This window comes from Sorangium sp. So ce375 (assembly GCF_051473855.1).
Taxonomy (GTDB): Bacteria; Myxococcota_A; Polyangia; order Polyangiales; family Polyangiaceae; genus Sorangium.
Genome location: NZ_CP150335.1, coordinates 6,622,021 through 6,643,635, shown reverse-complemented (window position 1 = coordinate 6,643,635; position 21,615 = coordinate 6,622,021). Strand labels below are relative to the sequence as shown.

Here is a 21,615-nt window from a genome sequence, read left to right as displayed (position 1 = left end):
GCGAGCCCGTGGCGGCTCGCGCCGCGTGCCAGGCTCATCTTCTTCGCCGCTGCTCCCGCCTCCGTTTGTGGCTGAAGCCTGGCGCTGCACGTGTCCCACGCGACAAGGCCTAGACGGAACGCGCTGGATCCGCAGGGGCTGCCAACGCAGGATCCAGGTCGCCTGCCACGCCGGGCGATGCGTCTCGTGGAGCGCGCCACGGGCGCCGCACCTCGGGCAACACGTGGGCGCTGGCGAGCTCGCGCCAGACTGCGACCGAGGTCAGCTCGGTCGTCCCATCGGCGCAGCGGGCCCGCTCGAGGGCGGCGGCCAGCGCCGAGGCACGTTCGAGGATTGCGATCTGCTCGTCCGCGTCGAAGGGCAACTCCTCCGCCGTTGCGCCATCCTCGCGCATCCTGTCGAGCGCGGTGACTTCAACGAAGCGACTCAGCGCGCGAGAGAGCGCCTCCACATGGCGCGCCTCGAGGAGCGGCTGCCGCCGGTTGACGAGTGCTGTCACACCGGAGAGGGTATGGGTCAGGCCAGGATGTCGCCCCGTCTCGACGCAGGCGACGAGCGCGTCGACGAGGTATGCAGGCGGCGGCGGCGCAGGCCCGCCCTCCCCGCTGAGGTCGAGCCAGAGCACCAGGGCCGATACGCCACGGCGCACGTCCTCATCGCGGACCCCGAGCAGCGCGCGGTGTATGTCGGCCGCGGCCATGGCAGGCTCGATCATGCCGAGCAGCAGGAGCGATGGCAAGATGCACACGGCGGCTGCCCGGTGCTGGCAGAGCTCCTCGGCGAGCGCCACCGCTTGCGCGCGCGTCTGGGTATCTCCGAGATCGAGGAAAGGCATGATGGAAGTAGACAGAGCGAAGCACATGTCGTGGACCATGTCGCGGGCGCGCCAGCGGTGAAAGGCGCCCGGTCCTGCCGACGACGGTTTTTGAGCTCGCCAAAACTCTACGATTTTGTTCAGTAGAAGGCGCGCCTCCTCATGTACCCACACAACTCTCGGTATTGCCAGGCTACCCTCGTGGAGCTTCGCGATCGGTGCCGTCGTCTCGTTCAGCGCTTGAAGCCAGACTGGGTCGAATGGTGCGTCGCGGAAGTGGCGGGCGATCGCGCGGCGCGCCTCTCCCGGTTGCCGCTCAGGTAGCTTGAGCAAGATCCACGGGAAGAAGCTGATGTCCGCCGGGTAGCTGTGCGAATCTGTCTTGCTCCAGATGGCGCCCACGAGGCTATCGATCTGGCCCTGAGTCAGCGCGTTAGCGAGCGCGAGTGCCACGAGCCTGCAGGATGAGCGCCGGCGCAGCTCCGGTGAGCCCGATCTCGCCCACGTCAGGAGGCGGCTTACGGCCGGCGTACACAGCGCACCGTCGGTAGGAAGGAGCGGTGGAATGTCCTTCCAAGAAATGAGCCAGAACGGCTCTGCCCAGGACCAGCTCTGATTGACTTGCACGCCTGGCTCATCTGGTAGCGGAAACTCCAGCAGCGCTGGCATCCAGGAGGCAATCTGTTGAGGTGTCGCCGCATAGAGGATGCGGCGGAGCAGCCGCCTCATTGAGGCGTGGAGCGCCGTTTCACTTTGGCACACGGCGGATGTGTACAGGGTGCGCGTGAGCTCGAACAGCGCTGCGAGCTGCGCTTCGCTCAAGCGGAACGCGAGCCTGGAGAGCACCTCGGCGGCACCCTCGATGAGCCGCTGAGCCCCGCGCTGGTGGTCCAACATCGGGTCCACCTCCTGGTATCGCGCCAGAGCGCTCGACAGCGTGGCGGTAAGCCAGGCGTACAGCGCGTTCACATCGCTTGTCGGTAGACGGGCGATCGCCACACGGCCGAGCAGGCCCGAGAGCGCCTGGCCCTCGACCAACGTGTCGCTTGAACCATCGAGGATGATCAAGCCCAGCACGAGGCGCGGCGACGCCTTCCAGAGGCGACGTAGCGCTGCCAGGAACGCGGTGCGTGGGAGTCGTCGCGTGGGGCCGTCGTGGAGCGTGTTGATCAGCGCCCACTCGCTGGCTCGCCAGGGCGACCAGTTCGTCCTCCTGTGCACTGCCCCCGGGTCGAAGCCGCGTGTTTCTGCGTGGCGCACGCCGGGCGGCACCTCGCTCAAGGCGTGCTCTCGCTCGCGGAGGTCGTCCCACGGATTGCAGTGGTCGCGCGCGAGCTCACGAAGCCGGCGCTCTCGCTTCTCGTGCTCCTGTCTAGCCATCTCGTCGGCGCCGACGGCGAGCCCCTGGAGCAGGAGCAGGATCCATCCCTCCTCCGACAGGCTCTGGTAGTCGATCCGTGCTCGATCGCGGCCGAGCCGTACGCGCTCCATTGCCCGGGTCGCGATCTCCCACGCCTGGTCGATCTGGCCGAGCTCACCGAGCACTGCTGCCCGCTTGGCCTCCCAGATGGGGAGCGACAGTTCCTCCGGCCAGCCTCGCGCCGCCTTCAACGCCTCACTCGTCTCGAGCCGCACCAGATGGTGCCAGCACTTGTCGTACCACCACCGTGCGCGCCACGATGAGCGAACCTCTGCGATACGCCGCAAGCGATCCATCCAGCGGTCGTGGAGCGCGGCGTCCTGGAACTGCCAGGCGTGGCGCACCAGGGAAAAGGCGAGGTTGACCCACACCTCAGCGAGGGCATCCCAGCGGTGCGACTCCGTCGCGTTATCAGGCGAGAGGGACGCGTCTCGGAGCTCGATTAAACGCGGACGCGGATTGATGTCTTCGAGGGTCCTCTCAATCAGCAGCGGAAGCCTGTCAGGCAGCGGGAGGAGCGCCGCTTCGGCCCGCCAGGCTATCTCGTGGAGCGCTTCAGCCCGTGTGATGAGGGGGAGCTCCTCGAGGAGGTGTGCGCCAGCGTCGAGCTCGAAACGCTGAAGCCAGTCCGCGGTGGCGTCCCAAAGCGCGCGTCGAGCGGGCTCCGGGCATACCGCCCAGCCCGGGTAGGACACGCGCTCGCTCTTCCAGCGGCTCAGAAGGGCCGTCAACGTCGCCTGGGTCAATTCCGCTCGCGACCGCTTGGGCTCCGGCGGCAGCTCCTGCGGATGCGGTGGAGCAAGGATAGGAGGGCTGGGGTCCGCCAGCGTGAGCGTGCTCGCAGGAGGACTGAGCTCCGGCCACCGGCTTCGGTCGAGCGGCTCGCCAGCGCGCAGGGTCTCCAGCAGCCACGCCAGTGCGGCGCGCTGACGCTCGTCGGAGAGGACCCACTCGCGCGACGGGAAGAGCGGGCCCAAGTCCACGGGGATGACCTGCATGTGCTGGTAGTAGCTCCGCTTGGGTGTGGTGAGATCGAGCACGCCACAGAGGTAGATCTTGGGAGCCGTGGAGCCGAGCTGATCGCGAATCCAGCCGGCCCATTGCAGGAAATTCGGGTCTGAGCCCGAGAAGCCCACGAGGCACAGCACATTCTCCATCGCCGATTGACGGACGAGGTTCACGAACGGAGCGAAATCCGCCGGATAGCGTCGGTAATCCTCTTCCGTGAAGATGAAGGGCCGGCGCGCGGGGAAGCTGCCGTGGAGCTTGACGATGCGCGGCCGCTCGGCGCGGGTGAGATCGGCCGGCACGTCGACGACTTCGTACTTTCGCTCCGGAACGCTGCGGCGTGCTCGCTCGAGCAGGGTATCATAGTTGGTCGTGAAGACGTCGGCCCACGGCAGTTGGAGCAGTCGCTGATGCAGCGCTCCCGGCTCGTACTTGCCGTCGGGGACCAACTCGAGGAGCATGTCGTCGAGTCGCGCGCGCCCGTAGGTGTTCTCGTACATCTGGCCGAGCCGGAGGGCATCCTGTTCGGACGCCCTCGGGTCGATGGTCTTCCTGAGCTCGGCCGCGATGTCCCACCAGAGGGGGAAGTCCTGGACGGCTGGGCTCAGCTTGCCTGCGTTGCGGCTCATACCCGCGCCGACGAGGACGGCCGCGCGGCTCTCGGGGCGCCACAGCGCCTCTCGCAAGGCTTCGATATGGACTCGATCAGGTAGTTCGTCCGGGCGCATGCTGCTCCGTCGACCCTAGTCGAGGCGAGGAGCGGCGTGAATCCTCGGCAGCGCGGTGCGTGGCGACGCTCGTCAGCAGTGCGCGCCTCGTGCAGCCGTCCAGCCGCGGCATCGGCCCGTCGCTTGGGACGACATCGAGCGATCCCAGCTTTTCTTGCAGGCGCTCGGTCGGCTCGCTGCGACGAACGACTCCATGCTACCGGTGGAGCACTTCGAAGAGCTGCTTCAGCATGAGGTAGGTTAGCCCCCAGACGACCCGCTCGTCCACGAGCAGGCACGGGAGCTGGAGTACATTCCCCTCGTGCGTGTACGCATAGCGCGAGGTGCGCTCGCCGCGCGCGAGCGGTCCGAGCGGCGTCCAGAGCGCCTCGGCCACCTCGCCGCTCAGGCTGAGCTCCGGCGTGGAGCGCAGCGCGAAGACGAACGGGGCGACGATCATCCCGGCGCGCCGCCCGCGCGCGATCACGGGGACCTCGGGCAGGCGCGCGAGCAGGGTGCCGTGCGCCGCAAGGTCGATCCCTACCTCCTCCCGCGTCTCGCGGATCGCGGTGGTGAGCAGGCTGTCATCCGACGGTTCGCGCCGTCCGCCCGGGAGCGCCATGTGCCCCGACCAGGGATCGGCCGGGTGTTCCGCCCGGCGGATCAGGAGGAGCTCGGCCTCCCCGGGATCCTGGCTCCCCGCAAGCGGGAGCTGGGTTCCCGCCTGCGCTGCCGGCGCCCGCAGGATCGCGGCGACCGCGGCTTGGCGCTCCTGGGTGAGCACGTCGAGCGCGGCCTCTCGCCCTTCGAGGCGGGCCATGATGGCGGCGAGGTCGTACGAGGAGAGCACGGTGGTGAGGATAGCATAATATCTACCGGTACTTACGGTACTTGGAGATCGCCCGCTCCGGCGGGGCTCCGGGAGCGAGCGCGGCGTCGGATCCGGATGCGAGGCGTCGAGCTGCGCTCGGAGCCGACCGTCGCGCGGCGGCGCCGCGGCCGGCCTCGAGCGCGGGCGCCGTCAGGGAGCCGCCGCGGCCAAGGTGTCCCACGCGTCGCAGAGCTCTCTCTTCAGGCCGGCCTGAGGCGCGATCTCGAGATCGATGGCGAGGGCCTCCTCTTCCGCTCCATACCTTGGCCACGCGACGGCGTCCTTGCCGCTCGGGTCCCCGCTCTCTGCGTGGCGCGACCAGTACCCCATGATCGCCTGCGACATCTCGAGCTCGCCCTCGGTCAGCGGGTCCGGCAACAGCAGCGTCGGATTGCCGAACACGAACTTGATCTCGGCAGAATGGAAGGAGCCGAGAGCACCGAGCATCGAGCTCTCGGGCGCATAGGTGAAATGATAGAGGTACGTCGCCGCGCCGCCGGCGGCGATCGCGCGCGCCGCCCGCCGCGTCGGGCACACGAACATCGAATCGCCCAGCGCCGCGTTCGCCGCCGCCTGCGCCGAGCCGTAGGTCTCGCTCGGGTAGAGCGCCACCACCTCCTCGGCGTGGCCGGGGGCGAGCGTCTCGGCGAACGCCTCGAACGCGGCGTCGTCGGCGACGGTCGCGGATTCGCCCCAGAGCACGGCGAAGAGCGCGCCCTCGTCGGCGTTGCTCCCGAGGATCGTCGGCACCTTCTCGAAGCTCCCGGCCTCGAGGAGCTTGCCCGGCACGTCGGGGAGGTTCCAGCCGTCGACGACCGGGAACCACGTCGGGGAGGCGCCGACGTGGAAGGCCTCGCCCCGCTGCAGCGCGCTCATGACCTCCTCGGCCGATTTGCCGCGCAGGCACTCGAGGGGGGAAGGCGCGTCGGCGCAGCCCAGCGCCTCGACGAGCTCTTGCCCCTGCGCGCTGGCCGTCGCCTCGTCCGCGGCGGAGTCGCACGGCCCGCTCTCGATGATGGCGCGCTGGAACAGGCCTTTGCTCCGGGGCGACACCATGTGCATGCAGACGCTGATGCCGCCCGCGGACTCGCCGAACAGGGTGACCCTGCCCGGATCCCCGCCGAACGCGGCGATGTTGGCCTTGACCCACTCGAGCGCGGCGCGCTGATCCTCCAGGCCGTATGCGCCCGTCGAGGGGTGATCGGGATCCTCCGCCCTGAGCTCCGGGAGGGCGAGGAACCCGAGCGGGCCGAGGCGGTAGTTGAGGGTGACCACCACCGAGCCCGTCGTCTCGGAGAGGACCCTGCCGTCGTAATCGGCCTCCCCGCCGCTCCCGAGCTCGAAGCCGCCTCCGTGGATCCAGACGAGGACGGGCAGGGAGGAGGACGCCGGGCGCTCGGGCGTCCAGACGTTCAGGGTGAGGCAGTCCTCTCCCGAGCTCTCGTTGAAGCCCGGCGTGAGCAGGTCCATCTGCGAGCAAGGGATGCCCACCTCGACCGCCCTCCGCGGCTCGGTCCACGGCCCGTGCGGCGCGGGCGGCCTCCAGCGCAGCTCCCCGACTGGCGGCGCGGCGTACGGGATGCCCAGGAAGGTGCGCGTCGCACCGACGACCGCGCCCTCCACCGGACCCGCTTCCGTCTCGACGAGCGGAGGAGCCGCCTCGCCGCCGCCGGACCCACCTGAGCCGCCCGAGCCGCCGGCGCCGCCCGAGCCGCCGGGGCCCTCCGGCGCCTGCTCGCTCGAGCTGCAGGCGACAGCGAGCAAGCCAAGGAGAATGGTGTGCGACAATGAGGGTCGAATAGGCATGATCGTCTCCGTCGAGAGCAAACCGTGAATGCGGGATCGTGGGTGAAAAGCAGAGTGCAACTCCGAGGCGATTGGCGACGGTGAAGGCCGCCTGTCGGCGGAGCAACGTTCTGTGCTCCCGGGGATTCAACCATGAAGCGCGAGGGGCGGGGCTGGAAATTTCCGTGCCGCGGTCTGATCAGCGCCCGTCGTGAGCGCTTCGTGCGGCGCGGTAGAGCCGTCTTGACATGGCGTAAGGAGCGAACGCCTCCTGTGCACATGGCGACTCATGGCGGAGACGAGGGCGGGGAGGGCGCGACCGAGCATCGCCGCCCCGCGCCGCCGCAGCGCGCGTGCGGCGAGCCGCGTTGTGCTTTTGCCGGAGAGCTTTCAGGAAGACTGGCGGGCAGCGCCGCGAGCTCAGCTGTTCACCCGGGACGCTCGGGCGGTCCTCACTGGCCTGCGGCGTAGAACACGCCCCGCAGATCCTCGGTCGCCGAGATGGCCCCTGGCTCGCTGCCGCCCGGGGAGCGCCAGGAGGTCACGCGGAACTGATAGTACATGCCCGGCTCGAGCGGGCCGCCGTACTCGACCGAGACCTCGGCTCCGCCGCTCGATCCCGGGACGTTCGCTCCCGCGCACGTCGGGTCGTCCCCGAGGCACCACACCAGGTCGCCGTAGGCGTTGTAGACGTCCACGGTATAGAAGTCCTCGCTGGCATCGTCTCCCCACCGGAGCGTGGGCGCGCCCGTCACCGGCTCGGGATCCGTCGCGCCCGGGCCGATCACCGGGAGCGCCTCGGTGATCTTGAACGAGGTCGGCAGCGAGACGTCCTCGCCGGGGCTCGGCATCTCCACGGTGACGAGCTGCGTGCCGGCGATGTTCGGATCGGGATCGCGGACGAGGCCGTCGTTCTCGAACGCGGCCAGCACGACGTAGTTGCCGGCGGGGACGCCGGCGACGCTGAATTCGCCGCTCACGTCGGGCGGCCCGCTGAGCGGCGTGCGCAGCCCTCGCGGCACCTCCCCTCGGACGAAGGTGTCGTTGAACGTGGACGCGACCACGAGCACGACGCTGGTGGTCGAGCCGCCGGGGGCGTTGACGATGTTGATCGTGCCGGACAGGGAGCCGAGGGCCGCGTCCGAGCGCGCCAGGTCCACGCCCGTGAGCGCCGCGTCGCCGACCTCCGCGGACTTCGGATCGAGCGCGAGGCCCGCCGCGTAGCCGCTCACGGCGTAGCTGCCGGCCGGCACGTTGAAGATGGTGTAGGCGCCGCCGCGATCGGTCACCGCGCTGAACCCCTTGCCGTCGCCGTCCTCCGCCACGACGAGCACGCCGCCGGACTGCTCGTCCGCGCGCACCGAGCCCGAGATGCTCGGCAGCCCCCGCTGGTCCTCCGGCAGCGCGATCAGCGCGATGTCCGTCAGCGCGGTCGCGATGGTCCACCCGTCTTCGCCCGAGGTCGCCTCGCTCGAGGCGATCGGCAGCGCGGTGCGGAGCCCGCCGGGGAAGGGCTGGTAGTCCTGCGCGCTCGCCCGCAACGTGAAGATCACGTCCTCGATCGGCGCGCCGTTCTCCGTGCGGGGTACCGGGACCTCGAGCACGTAATTCCCCGCGGCGTCGGTGGTCGTCACGTCCGTGATCGCGGTCGCCTGATCGTCGAGCGCGAGCACGAGCGCGCCCTCGATGCCCGAGGTGCTCTCGGAGTCGAAGACGTTCCCCTGCGCGAGGACGGGCGGGTAGCACGCATGGCCGCCCGCGACGAGCTCGGCGCAGGTGAGCCCGCCGGCGCACAACGGGGCCTCCGGATCGCACTCGCCACCTTCGGCGATACCGCAGATTCCCCCGCCATCTCGCGTCTTGCCGCAGACCGCGTCGTCGAGGCAGAGGTCGGGGCCCGCCGGATCACACGCGCCGCCGGGCGGGATCTGGCAGGTGGCGTCCGCGCCGCACGTCGCGCCTTCCGCGCAGAAGTCCTTCGTGTCCCCGGCGCAGGAACCGCCAGGCGGAACTCTGCATGTGCCGTCCTCACCACAGACGGCGTCGCCGAGGCAATAGTCGGTTCCGCCCGCGTCGCAGCTGGCCCCGGGCGGCGCATAACAGATGTGGTCCTCGCCGCCCTCGGCGCACACGAGGCCGTTCGGGCACCCGTCATCCGGAGCACATTCGTCGCCGACCTTCTCCGGGTCAGGCCCGCAGCCCAGCGCGACGAGCGGGAGAGCGACGGCGGCGGCCTGCGCAGCCAGACGAGTGTACTCGGCAATCTTCATTGAAGTGTCCTCCCTCTTGCAAGTGGAAATGCGACGCGGTCGCCAGGGCGGCTCAGCGCTCCTTCGCCCGGGTAATCTCGATGACGTGAGGCGATATCCACTCTCGCCCTGGGTCAACGGGCTGGCCCGCACATGCCACCTGCAGTGCCCGAGCGATCCGTGGACGGCTCAGATTTTATAGGGTCCGAGGAAGTGCCACTTTCCGGGCCAACGACCACGAAGGGCGACACGCGCGCTCGAAAGACGCCAGAGGTGCGTCCGGCGGCGCGCCCTTCCGCACAACAGCGCTACGGCTTCATCAGCGGCGCGCGCTCGCCGCCGCGGGGGGACAAGAGCGCGGCTCGACCGACATCTCGCCGGTGAGCACCTTCAGCGCGATCTTGATCGCGATCGTGAGCACCATGAACCCCACGGCCCAGATGCCCGCCGTGATCTTCCACTCGGCCATCGAGGGCACGTACTCGACGAGCTCGTGCAGGGTGCTCGGCACGAAGCCGGGGATGATGAGGCCCATGCCCTTCTCGATCCAGACGCCGGCGAAGGCGGCGACGCACGCGGCGTTGAGGAAGGACCGGCTCCCTCGGCTCGCCGGCAGGTGCAGGAGCGCCGCGGAGGCCACGTTCAGCGCGACGGCCGACCAGATCCACGGCACGAGCGCGCGCTTTTCGTGCAGGCCGAAGAACAGGTAGGTCACCGCGGTGCTGTGCGTGCCCCCCGTGTAGAGCGACGTGAAGAGCTCCGAGCCCAGCATGAACAGGTTGAGCAGGACGGTCACGCGGAGCACGGACGTGAGCGTGCGGATCGGCCCGTCGCCCACGCGCAGCCGGGTCAGCCGGGCGACGAGCTGGAGCAAGAGGATCACGAAGGCCGGGCCCGTGATGAAGGCCGAGGCGATGAAGCGGGGGGCGAGCAGGGCCGAGTTCCAGAACGGCCGGCCGCCGAGGCCCGAGTAGAGGAACGCCGTCACCGTGTGGATCGAGACCGCCCAGCCGATCGACAGGAAGACGAACGGCAGATACCACTTCTTGTCCGGACTCCTGCCGAGGTACCTCGTGTAGATGAGATAACCCGAGATGTGCAGGTTGATGAACAGGTAGCCGTTCAGGACGATGACGTCCCAGGTCAGCATCGAGATCGGCCAGTTGAACCGCCCGAGCCCGGGCAAGATGTGCCAGAACCTGTCGGGCCGCCCCATGTCGGCCACGATGAACAAGAGGCACACGACGATGGCGGCGATCGCGAGCAGCTCGCCGAGGATCACGACGTCGTGCATCTCGTGGTCGTCGTAGAGGTACGCCGGGATCACCATCATCACGGCGCCCGCCGCGAGCCCCACGCCGAAGGTGAAGTTCGCGATGTAGAGGCCCCACGAGACGTGGTCGCTCATGCCGGTGACCCGCATGCCCTCGGCGAGCTGGTGGGCCCAGGCGTTCGCGCCGACGAGGGCGATCGCGGTGAGCACGGTCATCCAGAGATAGAAGCGCCACGAGCCGTCGAAGCTCTGCCCGATGATCCGGAGCAGGAACCGCGGGTAGGTGATGGCGTGCGTCTCCTTGTCCATCGTGGCTCCGCTCGCTCAGACGTCGAAGAAGTAGAAGAAGCGCGGCCGCGTGCCGAGCTCCTCCTTGAGGATGAAGATCCGCTTGTTCTCGAGCACCCAGCGGATCTCGCTCTTCGGATCCAGGAGGTTGCCGAAGACGCGCGCGCCCGTGGGGCAGGCCTCGAGGCAGGCCGGCATCCGGCCCTCGCGCGTGCGGTGCAGGCAGAAGGTGCACTTCTCCACCACGCCCTGGGGCCGGATGCGGTTCGACAGGTAGCCCTGGTCCGGGTTGATCTCGTCCGCGGGCACCTCGGGCTTCGTCCAGTTGAAGCGCCGCGCGTGGTAGGGGCAGGCGGCCTCGCAGTAGCGGCAGCCGATGCACCAGTTGTAATCGACGGCGACGATGCCGTCGGGCTCCTTCCAGGTCGCCTGGACGGGGCAGACCTTCACGCAAGGCGCGTTGTCGCACTGCTGGCACTGCACCGGCATGTAATACTTGCCCTTCGCGGGCACGGCGTGCTCGTACGTCGCGTCGCCCTTCTCCATGTCGAAGCTTCCCTGATCCATCTCGAGCACGCGGATATAGGAGTTGTTCGTGCGCCGATCGTGGTTGTTCTCCACGTGGCACGCCTCGGCGCACTTCCGGCAGCCGATGCACACGCTCAGGCTGAGCGCGTAGCCGAACTGTACCCCTTCCTGCGGGCGGACGTCGCGGATCGTGACCTCGCGGCCGTACTCCTCGCGCGTCTCCCGCTCGAGGCGATGGATGACGTCGGCGAGCTCGTCCTTCGTCATCTCCTTGTAATGGCGCGTCAGGAACTGATCGAGCGACAGGTCTTTGCTCCACGCGCGGAGCGGCTCCATCGCGTGGGCGAAGGCGGAGGCGCCGAGCGTGGCTCCGAGCACCTTGAGCGCGACGCGCCTGGATGTCTGGGTCATCGGTGGGCTCCTTCTCCAGCGCCGTGCGCCTCCACGAAGCGGTCGCGCGGGGGCAGGACGGGCATCGACGGCTGGAACGCCGGCACGTGCGGATCGTGGCAGTCGACGCAGTGGTTGCGCACCCGCGCTCCGCCCGCGTAACTGCCGTTCATCCCGCCGTGCGCCCCGCTCGCATAGTCGCGGAGCTGGGGTCCGTGGCACTGCGCGCAGAGCTGCATGGCGTCGCGCATCGGGAGGAGCGAGCCATCGGCCTTGCGCAGCGTGTCCTGCTCGCCGATCACGTGGCACGAGGCGCAGCTCAGCCCTCCGTGCTCGAACCTCAGACCGACATGGAACTCGTCGAGCTCCGCCGTCGAGGTGGGCAGCGCCTCAGGCCGGCGGAGCGAATGGCACGTCACGCACGCCGCGCGGATCGGTCGGCCCAGGGAGTCCCGCTTGTCGGTGGGGACGCCGGAGAGCTTGTCAGGGCGGTGGATGCTCGCGGAGGAGATCGGCGTCGCGTCGAGCGCGGGGCGTAGCCCGAGCGGCTGGTCGCGATCCTGGCAGCCTGCCGCGTGCGCCACGCACAGGAGGCCCAGGAGCGCGGCGGCCCCGGGATGAGGAAGAGGAAGAGGGGAGTACACGACGCGGGCCGCATCGCACGCCACGTGCCATCGCGCGTCCGGGGCGTCGCTGTGGCCCGCGGCGCCCCACGGTGCAGGGCGCGCGTCCGGACGCACCGTTTGCGCTTCCCGTCGGTCTTCCCGCGCGGGGCAGCGCCGGTGGGGCGCAGGCCGCAGGCGGCGATGCTCCGGCCGTCCAGAAGCGATCTCGCGTGGCCCGGACCTTGCGATGTCGTGATGCGACGCTCGACCCGCTCGACCCCATCCACCCGATCAAGCTGGCACGCCAATGCCCATCAGCGCTCTTGTTATAACGCTTTCCGACGAGCCCAGCGCGCGAGAGCGCGCGTGTCGCTCGCTCGCCGCGGAGGCGGCGCTCTCGCTCGGTCCTCCGGTCGGATCGAGGCTACCCGCGATCGCCGAGACAGCGACGCTGCTCGCGGGGGAAGAGCTCGTGGAGCGGGTGTTCCGCACCCACGGGGTCGATTTCGTCGACGTGATCTCGGTCGACTTCTCGGATCTGGAGCCATGATGGATCGCCGTGACTTCCTGAGGTGTTCTGCGATGGGCGCGGCGACCGTGGCCGCGAGCCGGCTCGCGCTTGGCAAGGACGGGGTCGCCGCCGCCGAGGCGGCGCCCGCGGCGCGCGCCGCCTCCGATGTGGTCTGGAACAAGGCGCCGTGCAGGTTCTGCGGCACCGGCTGCCACGTGCAGGTGGGCGTGAAAGGGGGCCGCGTGGTCGCGGTCGCGGGCGACCAGAGCGCGGACGTCAACAAGGGCCTGCTCTGCGTGAAGGGGTATCACGTCGGCCTGGCCCTCTACGGTAGAGACCGGCTCACGAGGCCGCTGCTCCGCAAGAACGGCAAGCTCGAGCCCATCGGCTGGGATGAGGCCATCGCGATCATCGCGCGGCGCGCGGCGCAGAACCCGGCCGGGTTCGCGCTCTACGGCAGCGGCCAGTGGACGATCCCCGAGGGGTACGCGGCGAACAAGCTCGTGAAGGCGGGGATCGGGAACAACCAGATCGACCCGAACGCGCGCCTCTGCATGGCGTCGGCGGTGACAGGCTTCCTCTCGACCTACGGCGTGGACGAGCCGGCAGGCTGCTACGAGGACCTGGACAAGTGCGATGTCCTCCTCATGTGGGGCAACAACCCCGCCGAGATGCACCCCGTGCTCTTCTCGCGCGTCGTCGACCGGCGATCGAGGGGCGAGCAGGTGCTCCTCATCGATCTCACGACGCGGCGCACGCGCACCTCGGCCTTCTGCCAGCACACGCTGTATTTCAAGCCGAACACCGATCTCGCGATCGCGAACGGCATCGCGCACCTGCTCGTCGAGCGCGGGACGTTCGACAAGGCGTTCGTCGACAGGTTCTGCAGCTTCCGGAAGCGGACCGAGCACCCGACGCTCGAGGGCCAGCCGATGAGCTTCAACGAGTACAAGATGGCGCTGGCCGAGTACACGCCAGAGCGGGTGGAGGCGATCTCGGGTGTCGCCGCGAAGGACATCCGGATGCTGGCGGAGCTCTTCGGGCGCCGCGATCTGCGGATCACGAGCCTCTGGTGCATGGGGATGAACCAGCACACCCGCGGCACCGCGATCAACGATCTGGTGCACGGCGTACACCTGCTCAGCGGCCATTTCGGCAAGCCCGGCGACGCCCCGACCAGCCTGACGGGCCAGCCGTCGGCCTGCGGCACGGTGCGCGAGGTCGGCACGGTCGCCAACGGGCTCCCTGGCGGCCTCGTCGTCACGAACCCCGAGCACCGGAAGGAAGCCGAGCACCTCTGGAAGCTGCCCGAGGGGCGGATCAACCCGAAGCCCGGCTACCACGCGGTCGACCTCTGGAAGCGCTTCTCGACGCCGAAGGAGCAGGGGGGTGACATCGACACCATCTGGGTGATGGTGACAAATCCAGGCCAGTCGTTGCCGAACACGAACGAGCTCTTCGACGCGAGCCGCAAGATCCCAGGCAAGTTCCTGATCGTGTCCGACGTTTACCCGACGGCCACGGTTCGCGCCGCGGATCTCGTCCTGCCCTCGGCCATGTGGGTGGAGAAGAACGGGATGTTCGGGAACTCCGAGCGCCGCACGCAGCAGTGGTTCAAGATGGTCGATCCGCCCGGCGAGGCGCGGGACGATGCATGGCAGATCATCGCCGTGGCGCGCAAGCTCCACGACATGGGCTTCGCGGGGATGAAGGACAAGGACGGTCGTTTCCTGTTCGACGTCCGCAAGGACGGCAAGGAAGTGCCGGTCTGGGACTACAAGCATTACTACGACGTCAACGTCGACGAGCATCTCTTCGAGGAGTACCGCGAGTTCAGCCGCTTCAAGCACAAGGACCTCGCGCCCTACCGCGAGTACGTCAAGGCGCGGGGCCTGCGCTGGCCCGTGGTCGAGCAGCCCGACGGCACGTGGAGGGAGACGCGGTTCCGCTTCGCGAAGTTCGACGACCCCTATGCCACGAAGGACGAGATCCAGTTTTACCACTCGGTGACCAGGGACGACCGGGCGCTCGTCTGGTTTCACCCCTACGAGCCGCCGCCCGAGTCGCCCGACGTCGATTATCCCTTCTGGCTGTGCACGGGCCGCGTCCTCGAGCACTGGCACACGGGGTCGCTCACCATGAGGATACCCCAGCTCCAGCGGGCGATGCCGCAGTCGTACCTGGAGATGAACCGCGAGGACGCGCGGAGGCTCGGTGTCGGCGACGGCGAGGTCGTGATCCTGGAGAGCCGGCGCGGCGCCCTCGAGCTGCCCGTCTGGATCGAGGGCCGGGGCGCGCCGCCGCCGGGCACGGTGTTCGTGCCGTTCTTCGATGAGACCGTGATGGTGAACCGCGCGACGCTCGAGGCGTACGATCCGCTCTCGAAGCAGCCGGACTACAAGAAGTGCGCGGTCAGGATCCGGCGCAAGCCGCAGGGCAAGCGGGTAGAGGCGCGATGAAGGACGCACGCAGCCTCCACGTCGGCCTCGCGGCGATCGTCGCCATCGCGGCGGTCGGCTACTTCTCCGGAGTCCGCGGCACGGCGCAGGGCGTGGCGGCCCTCCGCGGCGATCCCCCGGCGCCGTCGGCGAGCGTGGAGGCGCGCAGCTATGCCGACATGCGCGAGCGCGCGTACGGACCGAACGCCGGCATGTACGAGGGCGCATTCGGCCGGCTCGAGGCGGCGCGCGCCGATCTTTACGCGCCTGTCGAGCAGTCGGAGGCCGATCGCGAGGCGGCGCTCGGGCGGCGCGCTTCCCGTCGCGCCTATGACGGCGCGCCGCCCACGATCCCGCACCGCATCGAGCAGCTCGGCGCCCCGGATTGCCTTTCGTGCCACGAGCACGGGCTGCGCGTCGCGAACCTCACCGCGCCCATGATGAGCCACCGTCGCTACGAGAGCTGCACGCAGTGCCATGTCGTCGGCGACGACCCGAGGCCGCTCGCGGAGACGCCGCCAGCCCCCGACAACAGCTTTGCGGGCATGGCCTCGCCGCGGCGAGGCGCCCGCGCCTACGAGGGCGCGCCGCCGACGATCCCGCACCCGACGCTGATGCGCTCGGAGTGCGCGAGCTGCCACGGCGTTCATGGCGCCCTCGGCATACGCTCGACCCACCCTTACCGGCAGAGCTGCACCCAGTGCCACGCCCCGTCGGCCGAGCTGGATCAGCACGCGCCGAGGCCTTTTTCGGCGTGGCAGCCGCCGAGCATGGGAGCGGACAGGCCATGAAGCTCCAAGTCACGGATGAGACGGAGATAGGGCCCGAGAGGCCGCTGCCGCCGTTGCAGGAGGCGGAGCTGGACGCGGCGACCCTCGATCAGCTCTTCTTCGACATCGCGGAGGCGGCGGAGCTCGTCTCGGTATCGATCAAGGGCGGTGCGACCGCCCGCGCCGGGGATCTCCCGCCGGCCGGAAGCGGGGGTGACGAGCTCGCCGTCGCCCGCCGCGCGCTCGGCGATGGGACGGCGCTCGGGGTGCAGATCCGTTATCGCTTCGCGGGCTCGGAGTGGTGGGACACGTTGCTCCGGACGCCGTCCGGCGTGCGCCTCGTGCGCGTCCGGCACGAGGACGCCCTGGGATAGCGCGATGCGCGCGCGTGGCGCCGTCGTTCGATGAGCAGGGAAAGCGGTCTCAGAGGCCGACGGTGGCCCGGAAGAGCTGGCCGCGTCCCTCGATGGCATAGCTGCCCGACGAGAACGGGACGAAGATCGAGCCGCCCTGGCGCAGATCGCGGGCAGCGCCGCGCGCGTCGACCAGCGAGGCCTGTCCCCGGGTGCAGAGCACGATCTCCGGGCCGCGGCGATCGTTGGTTCTCCAGGAGGACGCGCCGTCGAGCTCGATGCGGGAGAGCCGGAACTCCGGCGCCGGGGTGTCATAGAAGGACTCCGCGCCGACCTGGCGCGGCACGATGGGCTCCACGCGCCACGGCGCAAAATCGAGGACGCGCACGAGCTCGTCGACGTTGACGCGCTTCGGGGTCAGCCCGCCGCGCAGCACGTTGTCGGAGCTCGCCATGATCTCGATGCCGACCCCCTGCACATAGGCGTGCAGCCGGCGCGGCGGCAGGTACAGCGCCTCGCCCGGATCGAGGTGTATGTCGTTGAGCAGGAGCGCGATCGCGACGCCGACGTCGCCCGGGTAGAGCTCGTGCAGGCGGAGCGCCCAGCCAGCGGCCCGCGCGAGCCATCCGCCTGCCTGGGCGCGCGCCCGGCACGCCTCGACCACCGAGGACACGAGCTCGCGCCGGGCGGCCGGCTCGAGCGCGAGCAGCCCCTGGACGAGCCGCGCGACGGCGGCCGCGTCGATCGCGTCGGCGCCGCGCGGAACGAGCGCGTCCGCTGGGCCTCCGGCGAGGAGCTCGAAGATCTCCGGCAGGGCCGCGGCCGGCCGGAAGCCGCAGAGGGCGTCGAACGGGGTGAGCGCGCAGATGAGCTCGGGCTTGTGGTGCGGATCGCGGTAGGTGCGCTCGGGGGCGTCGACCGGGATGCCGGCGGCGTTCTCCGCGTCGAACCCGCGCCGCGCCTGCGCTTCGTCCGGGTGTGCCTGCAGCGAGAGCGGCTGGTCGGCCGCGAGCACCTTGAGCAGGAAGGGGAGCCGAGCGCCGAAGCGATCGCGCGTCGGTCCGCCGAGGAAGGCGTCCGCGTGCTTGGAGATGGCGTCGATCAGGCGCTCTCGGCCCCCGTCGAGCTCGATGCACGAGGAGGCCGCCGGGTGGGCTCCCATCCACAGCTCGGCCTGCGGCTTGTCGGAGGGGCCCTGTCCGAGCAGCGTCGCGATGGCGTCCCGCGAGCCCCAGGCGTACTCCTGAACACGGTTCTCGAGCGAAAACATACGGATAACGTGCTCCTGCAAGGCGGCACCCTACCTCAGCGAAGCGAAGAAATCAGCTCTTGAGCGGGCCGTGAGCGGGCGCGGTTCCGGCTTTACCGGCTCGTGCGAGCGCTCTACGCTCGCCGGATGACGACGCCCGGGGACGACGCGCGGTTCACGCCGATTCTTTCGAGGCTGCGCGACGCCGCGCTGGCCTATCCAGAGGCCGTGGAGGAGTTCCCTTGGGGTGATCGCGTCGTCAAGGTGCGCGGGAAGATCTTCGTCTTCCTCAACAGCCACGAAGGGAAGCTCCGTGTCACGGCCAAGCTCCCGCAGTCGGGTGAGGCCGCGCTCATGCTGCCGTTCGCGGAGCCTTCGAGGTACAACCTCGGCAAGAGCGGCTGGGTGACGGCGCGCTTCGGCCCGAAGGACCGCGTGCCCGAGGCGATGATGCTCGAGTGGATCGAGGAGAGCTATCGCGCGGTGGCGCCGAAGCGGGTGCTGCAATTGCTGGATGGCGCGGCGCTGGCGCCGGGGAAGCCAGAGAAGAAGAGGGCTGCTGGGGAGCGCACGGCGGCGAGCAAAGGAGAGCCGCGGGGGACGGCGGCTGCGCCGGGGAAGGCGGGGGCGAAGAAGGGGGCTGCGGCGAAGAAGGCGGCGGCGGAAAAGGGTGCTCCGGGGAAGAAGGCAGGGGCGAAAAAGGGGGCTCCGGCCAAAAAGGCGGTGACGGAAAAGGGGGCTCCGGCCAAAAAAGCGGCGGCTAAGAAAGGGCTCAAGGGAAGCCCGTAACGCCGGGGGCGACGTGGCGCCGGCGCAGCGAGTGCAGCGCTCCCGCAAGTAGCGAGAGCGTTTCCTCGCACGCCCGACCGGTTGCGTGGGCTGGCGTCCGGCTGGGCGTCGAGACAGACGCGCCAGCTTGGACCCGCCGGGCGCCAGCTCCGCGGGAAGGCGCGCTGCTTCCCTCTTCCCAGAGTGCGAAATTTATGCAAATGATGTGAGCACCGTTGCTGAGGTGGGGGAAGCGGTGACGTCCAGGATCCGCTCGCAGAAGGTGCTGTGAATGCGCGCGCTCTCTCGAAACAGGCTTCTGTTCCTCGTGCGCATCCTTGCCGCGAGCGCGTTGCCCCTCATTGGCGAGCGGGAGGCCCGCGCCGATGAAGCCATGGGGACTGTGCTCGAGATCCAGGGCGGGGATCTCCTTCTCGATCTGGGGCAGACCACAGGCGTCTCCGAAGGGGCCCGGGTGCAGCTCTGGCGTCCCGTCCGGCTCAAACACCCCGTCACCGGCAAGACCATCACGGATCGGTTCCTCATCGGCACGCTGCAGATCGTGCAGCTTCGCCCGACCATTTCTCTCGCCCAGGTGGTCGGGACAGTCACCAGGACGCCCGCGGCAGGCGACGTCGTGATCGCCTCGGGGATCCCTCCGGCGCCCGCGAAGAAGCCTGACAAGCCGGCGAAGGCGGCGAGCGATTCCACGTATGACGTCCCGTCGGGCAATGCGCCGCGGGCGGGGGATCCCGACGCCGCCGCCCTTGCGGCGATGTTCGAGGGGTTGAAAGGGGCGGATCCGGCGGCGCGCATCGACGCGTACGAGAAGTACGTGCGCGCGTCGCCGTCCAGCCGTTTCGTGTCGGTGCTCAACGAGGAGGCGGAGGCGCTGCGCAGCACGATGGTCGCCGAGCGCAAGGACTCGGAGCAGAAGACCAAGGGTGAGGCCAGCGGCAAGGGAGAACTCCTCCTCGCCTTCACCACGCCGGTCGGAGCTGTCGCCGGCGTGCCCCTCGAGCTCGGGATGCAGCTGCGCGAAGAGGCTGCAGGCGCGGTCGTCCACCTGCGAGTGCCCAAGCAGCCCAACTACCAGCCGTTCCCGATGATGCCGATGGGCCACGGGTATTTCTCGACGGTGATCCCTGCCAGCGCGCTCAGCGAACAACGCATGGAGTTCTTCGCAGAGGCCGCGACGAGAGCCGGCGAGACGGTCGCCGTCGTGGGCACCAGCACGGAGCCGGCAGAGCTGAAGCTCGATCCGGGGCTCCCCGATCATGAGCCGGCGCCGGTCGAGAAGACGGTGGCCGTCTCCACCGACTTCGCAAGCTACAACGGGGTCGAACTCAACGACTACATGTTACAGGTTGAGGGCATGGTGAGCCTCCGGTATGGCGACGCCGGCATCCGGGCGCTCCGGACGGGGTTCGGCGTGTACAGCGGCTACGGTGGCACCGTGTATGAGCTCGATAAGCTCGGCCTCGATCCACGGAAGGTGGGGCTCACGTACGGGTATCTCGAAACGGAGGTCGGCTTCAGTTACGGGGCGTCGCTCATCGGTCGCGCCCTCGTCGGGCTTGGCGAGGGCAAGCTGTCCGGCGGCGGGCACGCCATGCTCCGCCTCGGCAACGACAAGCACACGAACCTGATCCTGGGCGGCGAGTTCCTGGGTGGCATCGGGGCCCGCGGCATCACGCAGCTGGAACTCGCCTCTTTCTGGAGGTTCCCGATGCTGTTCCGGGTGGAGGTGACGAACCAGCCCGCAGGAGCGGAGGCCAAACCGGCTGCCGGGGCCCCCGAGGAAGATGCGGAGGAAGGCAAGGGCGTGTCCACAGGAGCGGGCGAGGTCGGAGCGCGCGGCGTGTTCCAGCTGGGGTGGAGGGCCCTGGACACCCTGGTGTTCAGCGTGCGCGCTTCGTATCAGGGGCGGAACATCAAGCACTCGGGTCCAGGTGTGGGCGCGGCGGTGAGTTACCAGTGGTGATGCTCGGCCAGACACGTGACGTGACCATCTCGGCGCGCTCGTTCGGGCGCGTGCTTGCCTCTCTGTGCGCGGCGGTCCTGGCGGCCGGGCGCCCGGCCACGGCATCGGCTGGGGATGCTCCGGCGGGAGCGCCGGCGGAGACGGGAGCACAGGAAGCGGCGCCGGGGGCCTCCGCGAGCCCGGCTGTCGCGCCGGCCGTCGCGACGGTGGTGCGCATGGTCCACGCGCCGGTCTCGGTGGGCAAGTCCGGAGAGGCGCTCTCCATCGAGGCGAACTTCGACAATGCCCACCTGCTTCGACAGGCATTCGTCGTCTACAAGCTGCCGAATGGAGCCCTGGGGTCGGCGGTGTTTCAGCGGTCGGGCAGCGCCTCGCTCGCCTATGTCGCGGTGATCCCGGCGGAGATGATGGCGCCGCCGGGGCTCGACTACACGATCGAAACGGAGCGAGTCGACGGCGTCCGCGCGAGCGTCTTCGCCTCGCGCGCGCGCATGCACCACGTGCAGGTGGCCGAGGCGCCCATCAATGCCGTGGAGCGCGCGCTGCTGAAGCGGCTCGGCGGGCGGCGCAGCACGGCGTCGGCCAGGTTCGAGTACGTCGACTTCGGAGCGCGCCCCACCAGCAAGACAGCGAGCGATCTCAAGGTGGCCGAGCATTACTGGAAAGCGGAGCTCGCGTACACGTATCGACTGCTCCGGACGGTTGCGGAGTTCTCCATGCGCGCCGGGGCCATGAGAGGAAAGTCGCCGGGAGTGGGCAGGAGGGAGGATGGGGAGGATTATAAGGCGGGCATCTATTACGCAGCGCCGAGCGTTCGGCTCCGGAGCTCGGATTCATGGCATGTGGAGGCGGAGCTGCTCGCTGGCCTCACCGAGGATGAATTCGCCATGGGTCTGGGCGGCGCACTGCTCCTCGGCGATCCGTACGGCTCGAAGATCACGCTGGGGGGCGAGACGATCGGGCTGTGGAAGCCTACCTATTTCGGCTCCCGATTCTACAGCCGCGTGGACTTCCCTGCGGGAGACTCGCTGTCGCTGGCGCCGATGATCGAGGTCACGGACATGCCGACTGCGCGCAAATTGGGGATACGGCTCGTGGGCGAGGCGACGTTGAAGCTGTCGGACGCGGTCTCCGCCGCGCTCCGCGGCGGCTATCAGGCGCGCCAGCCGGAAAGCGGCGGCGCGGGCGTGAGCGTGGGCTTGCAGGCGTCCGTGGCGTTCTGAGGCTCGGACGCCGCCCGGCGTCCCTTCCGCGGGGGACGGCGCCCGTTCGAGGGCAGCGACACGCGGTCGCTGTCGCGCGCGCTGGGCGCCGACGGGCGAGCGCGGGCTCCGCTCAAGGGCTGCCGCTCGTCGCCTCGCACGCACCGTCTCTGCCGCAGTCTCCACCTTCACACTCGTCGTCGGGATCCGTGTTCGCCTTCACGGGGGCGCACGTACCGTCGGGCTCGCCGGTCTTGGTCTCCTCGCAGGCCATGCACGTGCCGGTGCATGTCGTGTCGCAGGGGTGCCACTCGTTGTCCAGGAACAGGCAGCTCGTCAGCGCGGCGCTGTAGACGGCCGCCGCTGCGTACCCGTGCGAGCGTCGTGGAGATCTCCTCATCT

At 69.5% G+C, this 21,615-nt stretch carries 16 protein-coding genes; 7 read left to right on the top strand and 9 right to left on the bottom strand.

Features of this window, described 5'->3' with window-relative positions:
- Positions 1-109: 109 nt before the first annotated feature.
- The 7 genes from WME90_RS24555 to WME90_RS24525 all read right to left on the bottom strand — a co-directional run bounded on the left by WME90_RS24555 (position 110) and on the right by WME90_RS24525 (position 11,977).
- On the bottom strand, positions 110-3,970 hold the full coding sequence (locus WME90_RS24555) for an SIR2 family protein (protein ID WP_437274408.1): 3,861 nt from the start codon (positions 3,968-3,970) through the stop codon (positions 110-112).
- A 196-nt stretch (positions 3,971-4,166) separates the two neighbouring features.
- Positions 4,167-4,799 (bottom strand): NUDIX hydrolase, encoded by a 633-nt coding sequence (locus WME90_RS24550; RefSeq protein ID WP_437274407.1) that lies wholly within the window; start codon positions 4,797-4,799, stop codon positions 4,167-4,169.
- A 171-nt stretch (positions 4,800-4,970) separates the two neighbouring features.
- Positions 4,971-6,626 carry a carboxylesterase/lipase family protein gene (locus WME90_RS24545; protein ID WP_437274406.1) on the bottom strand — a complete coding sequence of 552 codons (1,656 nt, stop codon included), beginning with the start codon at positions 6,624-6,626 and terminating at the stop codon, positions 4,971-4,973.
- A gap of 431 nt (positions 6,627-7,057) precedes the next feature.
- The gene (locus WME90_RS24540; RefSeq protein ID WP_437274405.1) at positions 7,058-8,875 is read right to left on the bottom strand and encodes a hypothetical protein; all 1,818 of its coding nucleotides are present in this window, start codon (positions 8,873-8,875) and stop codon (positions 7,058-7,060) included.
- A gap of 298 nt (positions 8,876-9,173) precedes the next feature.
- Positions 9,174-10,436, bottom strand: a complete 1,263-nt coding sequence (gene dsrP, locus WME90_RS24535) for a sulfate reduction electron transfer complex DsrMKJOP subunit DsrP (protein WP_437274404.1) — start codon at positions 10,434-10,436, stop codon at positions 9,174-9,176.
- Positions 10,437-10,451: 15 nt separating this feature from the next.
- Positions 10,452-11,354 (bottom strand): 4Fe-4S dicluster domain-containing protein, encoded by a 903-nt coding sequence (locus WME90_RS24530; protein ID WP_437274403.1) that lies wholly within the window; start codon positions 11,352-11,354, stop codon positions 10,452-10,454.
- Positions 11,351-11,977, bottom strand: coding sequence for a hypothetical protein (locus WME90_RS24525; protein ID WP_437274402.1), 627 nt, complete (start codon positions 11,975-11,977; stop codon positions 11,351-11,353). Before WME90_RS24525 ends, WME90_RS24530 begins: the two co-directional genes overlap by 4 nt.
- A gap of 268 nt (positions 11,978-12,245) precedes the next feature.
- Here WME90_RS24525 and WME90_RS24520 point away from each other — a divergent pair, with 268 nt between their 5' ends.
- From WME90_RS24520 to WME90_RS24505, 4 genes are read left to right on the top strand one after another with little or no spacing between them, the layout of a single operon-like run.
- Entirely contained in the window at positions 12,246-12,488 is a 243-nt protein-coding gene (locus tag WME90_RS24520; protein ID WP_437274401.1) for a hypothetical protein, read from the top strand.
- Positions 12,485-14,908, top strand: a complete 2,424-nt coding sequence (locus tag WME90_RS24515; RefSeq protein WP_437274400.1) for a molybdopterin-dependent oxidoreductase — start codon at positions 12,485-12,487, stop codon at positions 14,906-14,908. Before WME90_RS24520 ends, WME90_RS24515 begins: the two co-directional genes overlap by 4 nt.
- Entirely contained in the window at positions 14,905-15,678 is a 774-nt protein-coding gene (locus WME90_RS24510) for a nitrate reductase cytochrome c-type subunit (protein ID WP_437274399.1), read from the top strand. The genes WME90_RS24515 and WME90_RS24510 overlap by 4 nt, the downstream gene beginning before the upstream one ends.
- A complete protein-coding gene (locus tag WME90_RS24505; RefSeq protein ID WP_437274398.1) occupies positions 15,675-16,031 on the top strand; it encodes a hypothetical protein in 357 nt (118 codons plus the stop codon). Before WME90_RS24510 ends, WME90_RS24505 begins: the two co-directional genes overlap by 4 nt.
- 49 nt (positions 16,032-16,080) lie before the next feature.
- Here the strand turns inward: WME90_RS24505 and manA are convergent, their stop codons facing one another.
- A complete protein-coding gene (manA, locus tag WME90_RS24500) occupies positions 16,081-17,280 on the bottom strand; it encodes a mannose-6-phosphate isomerase, class I (protein ID WP_437274397.1) in 1,200 nt (399 codons plus the stop codon).
- A gap of 126 nt (positions 17,281-17,406) precedes the next feature.
- Between manA and WME90_RS24495 the strand changes: the two genes are divergently transcribed.
- The 3 genes from WME90_RS24495 to WME90_RS24485 all read left to right on the top strand — a co-directional run bounded on the left by WME90_RS24495 (position 17,407) and on the right by WME90_RS24485 (position 21,234).
- The gene (locus tag WME90_RS24495; protein ID WP_437274396.1) at positions 17,407-18,048 is read left to right on the top strand and encodes an MmcQ/YjbR family DNA-binding protein; all 642 of its coding nucleotides are present in this window, start codon (positions 17,407-17,409) and stop codon (positions 18,046-18,048) included.
- Positions 18,049-18,421: 373 nt separating this feature from the next.
- Positions 18,422-20,011, top strand: coding sequence for a hypothetical protein (locus WME90_RS24490; RefSeq protein WP_437274395.1), 1,590 nt, complete (start codon positions 18,422-18,424; stop codon positions 20,009-20,011).
- Positions 20,011-21,234, top strand: a complete 1,224-nt coding sequence (locus tag WME90_RS24485) for a hypothetical protein (RefSeq protein ID WP_437274394.1) — start codon at positions 20,011-20,013, stop codon at positions 21,232-21,234. Before WME90_RS24490 ends, WME90_RS24485 begins: the two co-directional genes overlap by 1 nt.
- A gap of 112 nt (positions 21,235-21,346) precedes the next feature.
- Here the strand turns inward: WME90_RS24485 and WME90_RS24480 are convergent, their stop codons facing one another.
- Entirely contained in the window at positions 21,347-21,613 is a 267-nt protein-coding gene (locus tag WME90_RS24480) for a hypothetical protein (protein WP_437274393.1), read from the bottom strand.
- Positions 21,614-21,615 lie beyond the last annotated feature (2 nt).

What these genes read in the sequence shown, in the direction of transcription:
- WME90_RS24545 (WP_437274406.1), bottom strand. Translation starts at nt 6,626, where the DNA reads ATGCCTATTCGACCCTCATTGTCGCACACCATTCTCCTTGGCTTGCTC.
- dsrP (WP_437274404.1), bottom strand. Translation starts at nt 10,436, where the DNA reads ATGGACAAGGAGACGCACGCCATCACCTACCCGCGGTTCCTGCTCCGG.
- WME90_RS24520 (WP_437274401.1), top strand. Translation starts at nt 12,246, where the DNA reads ATGCCCATCAGCGCTCTTGTTATAACGCTTTCCGACGAGCCCAGCGCG.
- WME90_RS24495 (WP_437274396.1), top strand. Translation starts at nt 17,407, where the DNA reads ATGACGACGCCCGGGGACGACGCGCGGTTCACGCCGATTCTTTCGAGG.
- manA (WP_437274397.1), bottom strand. Translation starts at nt 17,280, where the DNA reads ATGTTTTCGCTCGAGAACCGTGTTCAGGAGTACGCCTGGGGCTCGCGG.
- WME90_RS24505 (WP_437274398.1), top strand. Translation starts at nt 15,675, where the DNA reads ATGAAGCTCCAAGTCACGGATGAGACGGAGATAGGGCCCGAGAGGCCG.
- WME90_RS24540 (WP_437274405.1), bottom strand. Translation starts at nt 8,875, where the DNA reads ATGAAGATTGCCGAGTACACTCGTCTGGCTGCGCAGGCCGCCGCCGTC.
- WME90_RS24480 (WP_437274393.1), bottom strand. Translation starts at nt 21,613, where the DNA reads ATGAGGAGATCTCCACGACGCTCGCACGGGTACGCAGCGGCGGCCGTC.
- WME90_RS24485 (WP_437274394.1), top strand. Translation starts at nt 20,011, where the DNA reads ATGCTCGGCCAGACACGTGACGTGACCATCTCGGCGCGCTCGTTCGGG.
- WME90_RS24555 (WP_437274408.1), bottom strand. Translation starts at nt 3,970, where the DNA reads ATGCGCCCGGACGAACTACCTGATCGAGTCCATATCGAAGCCTTGCGA.
- WME90_RS24510 (WP_437274399.1), top strand. Translation starts at nt 14,905, where the DNA reads ATGAAGGACGCACGCAGCCTCCACGTCGGCCTCGCGGCGATCGTCGCC.
- WME90_RS24515 (WP_437274400.1), top strand. Translation starts at nt 12,485, where the DNA reads ATGATGGATCGCCGTGACTTCCTGAGGTGTTCTGCGATGGGCGCGGCG.
- WME90_RS24530 (WP_437274403.1), bottom strand. Translation starts at nt 11,354, where the DNA reads ATGACCCAGACATCCAGGCGCGTCGCGCTCAAGGTGCTCGGAGCCACG.
- WME90_RS24490 (WP_437274395.1), top strand. Translation starts at nt 18,422, where the DNA reads ATGGGGACTGTGCTCGAGATCCAGGGCGGGGATCTCCTTCTCGATCTG.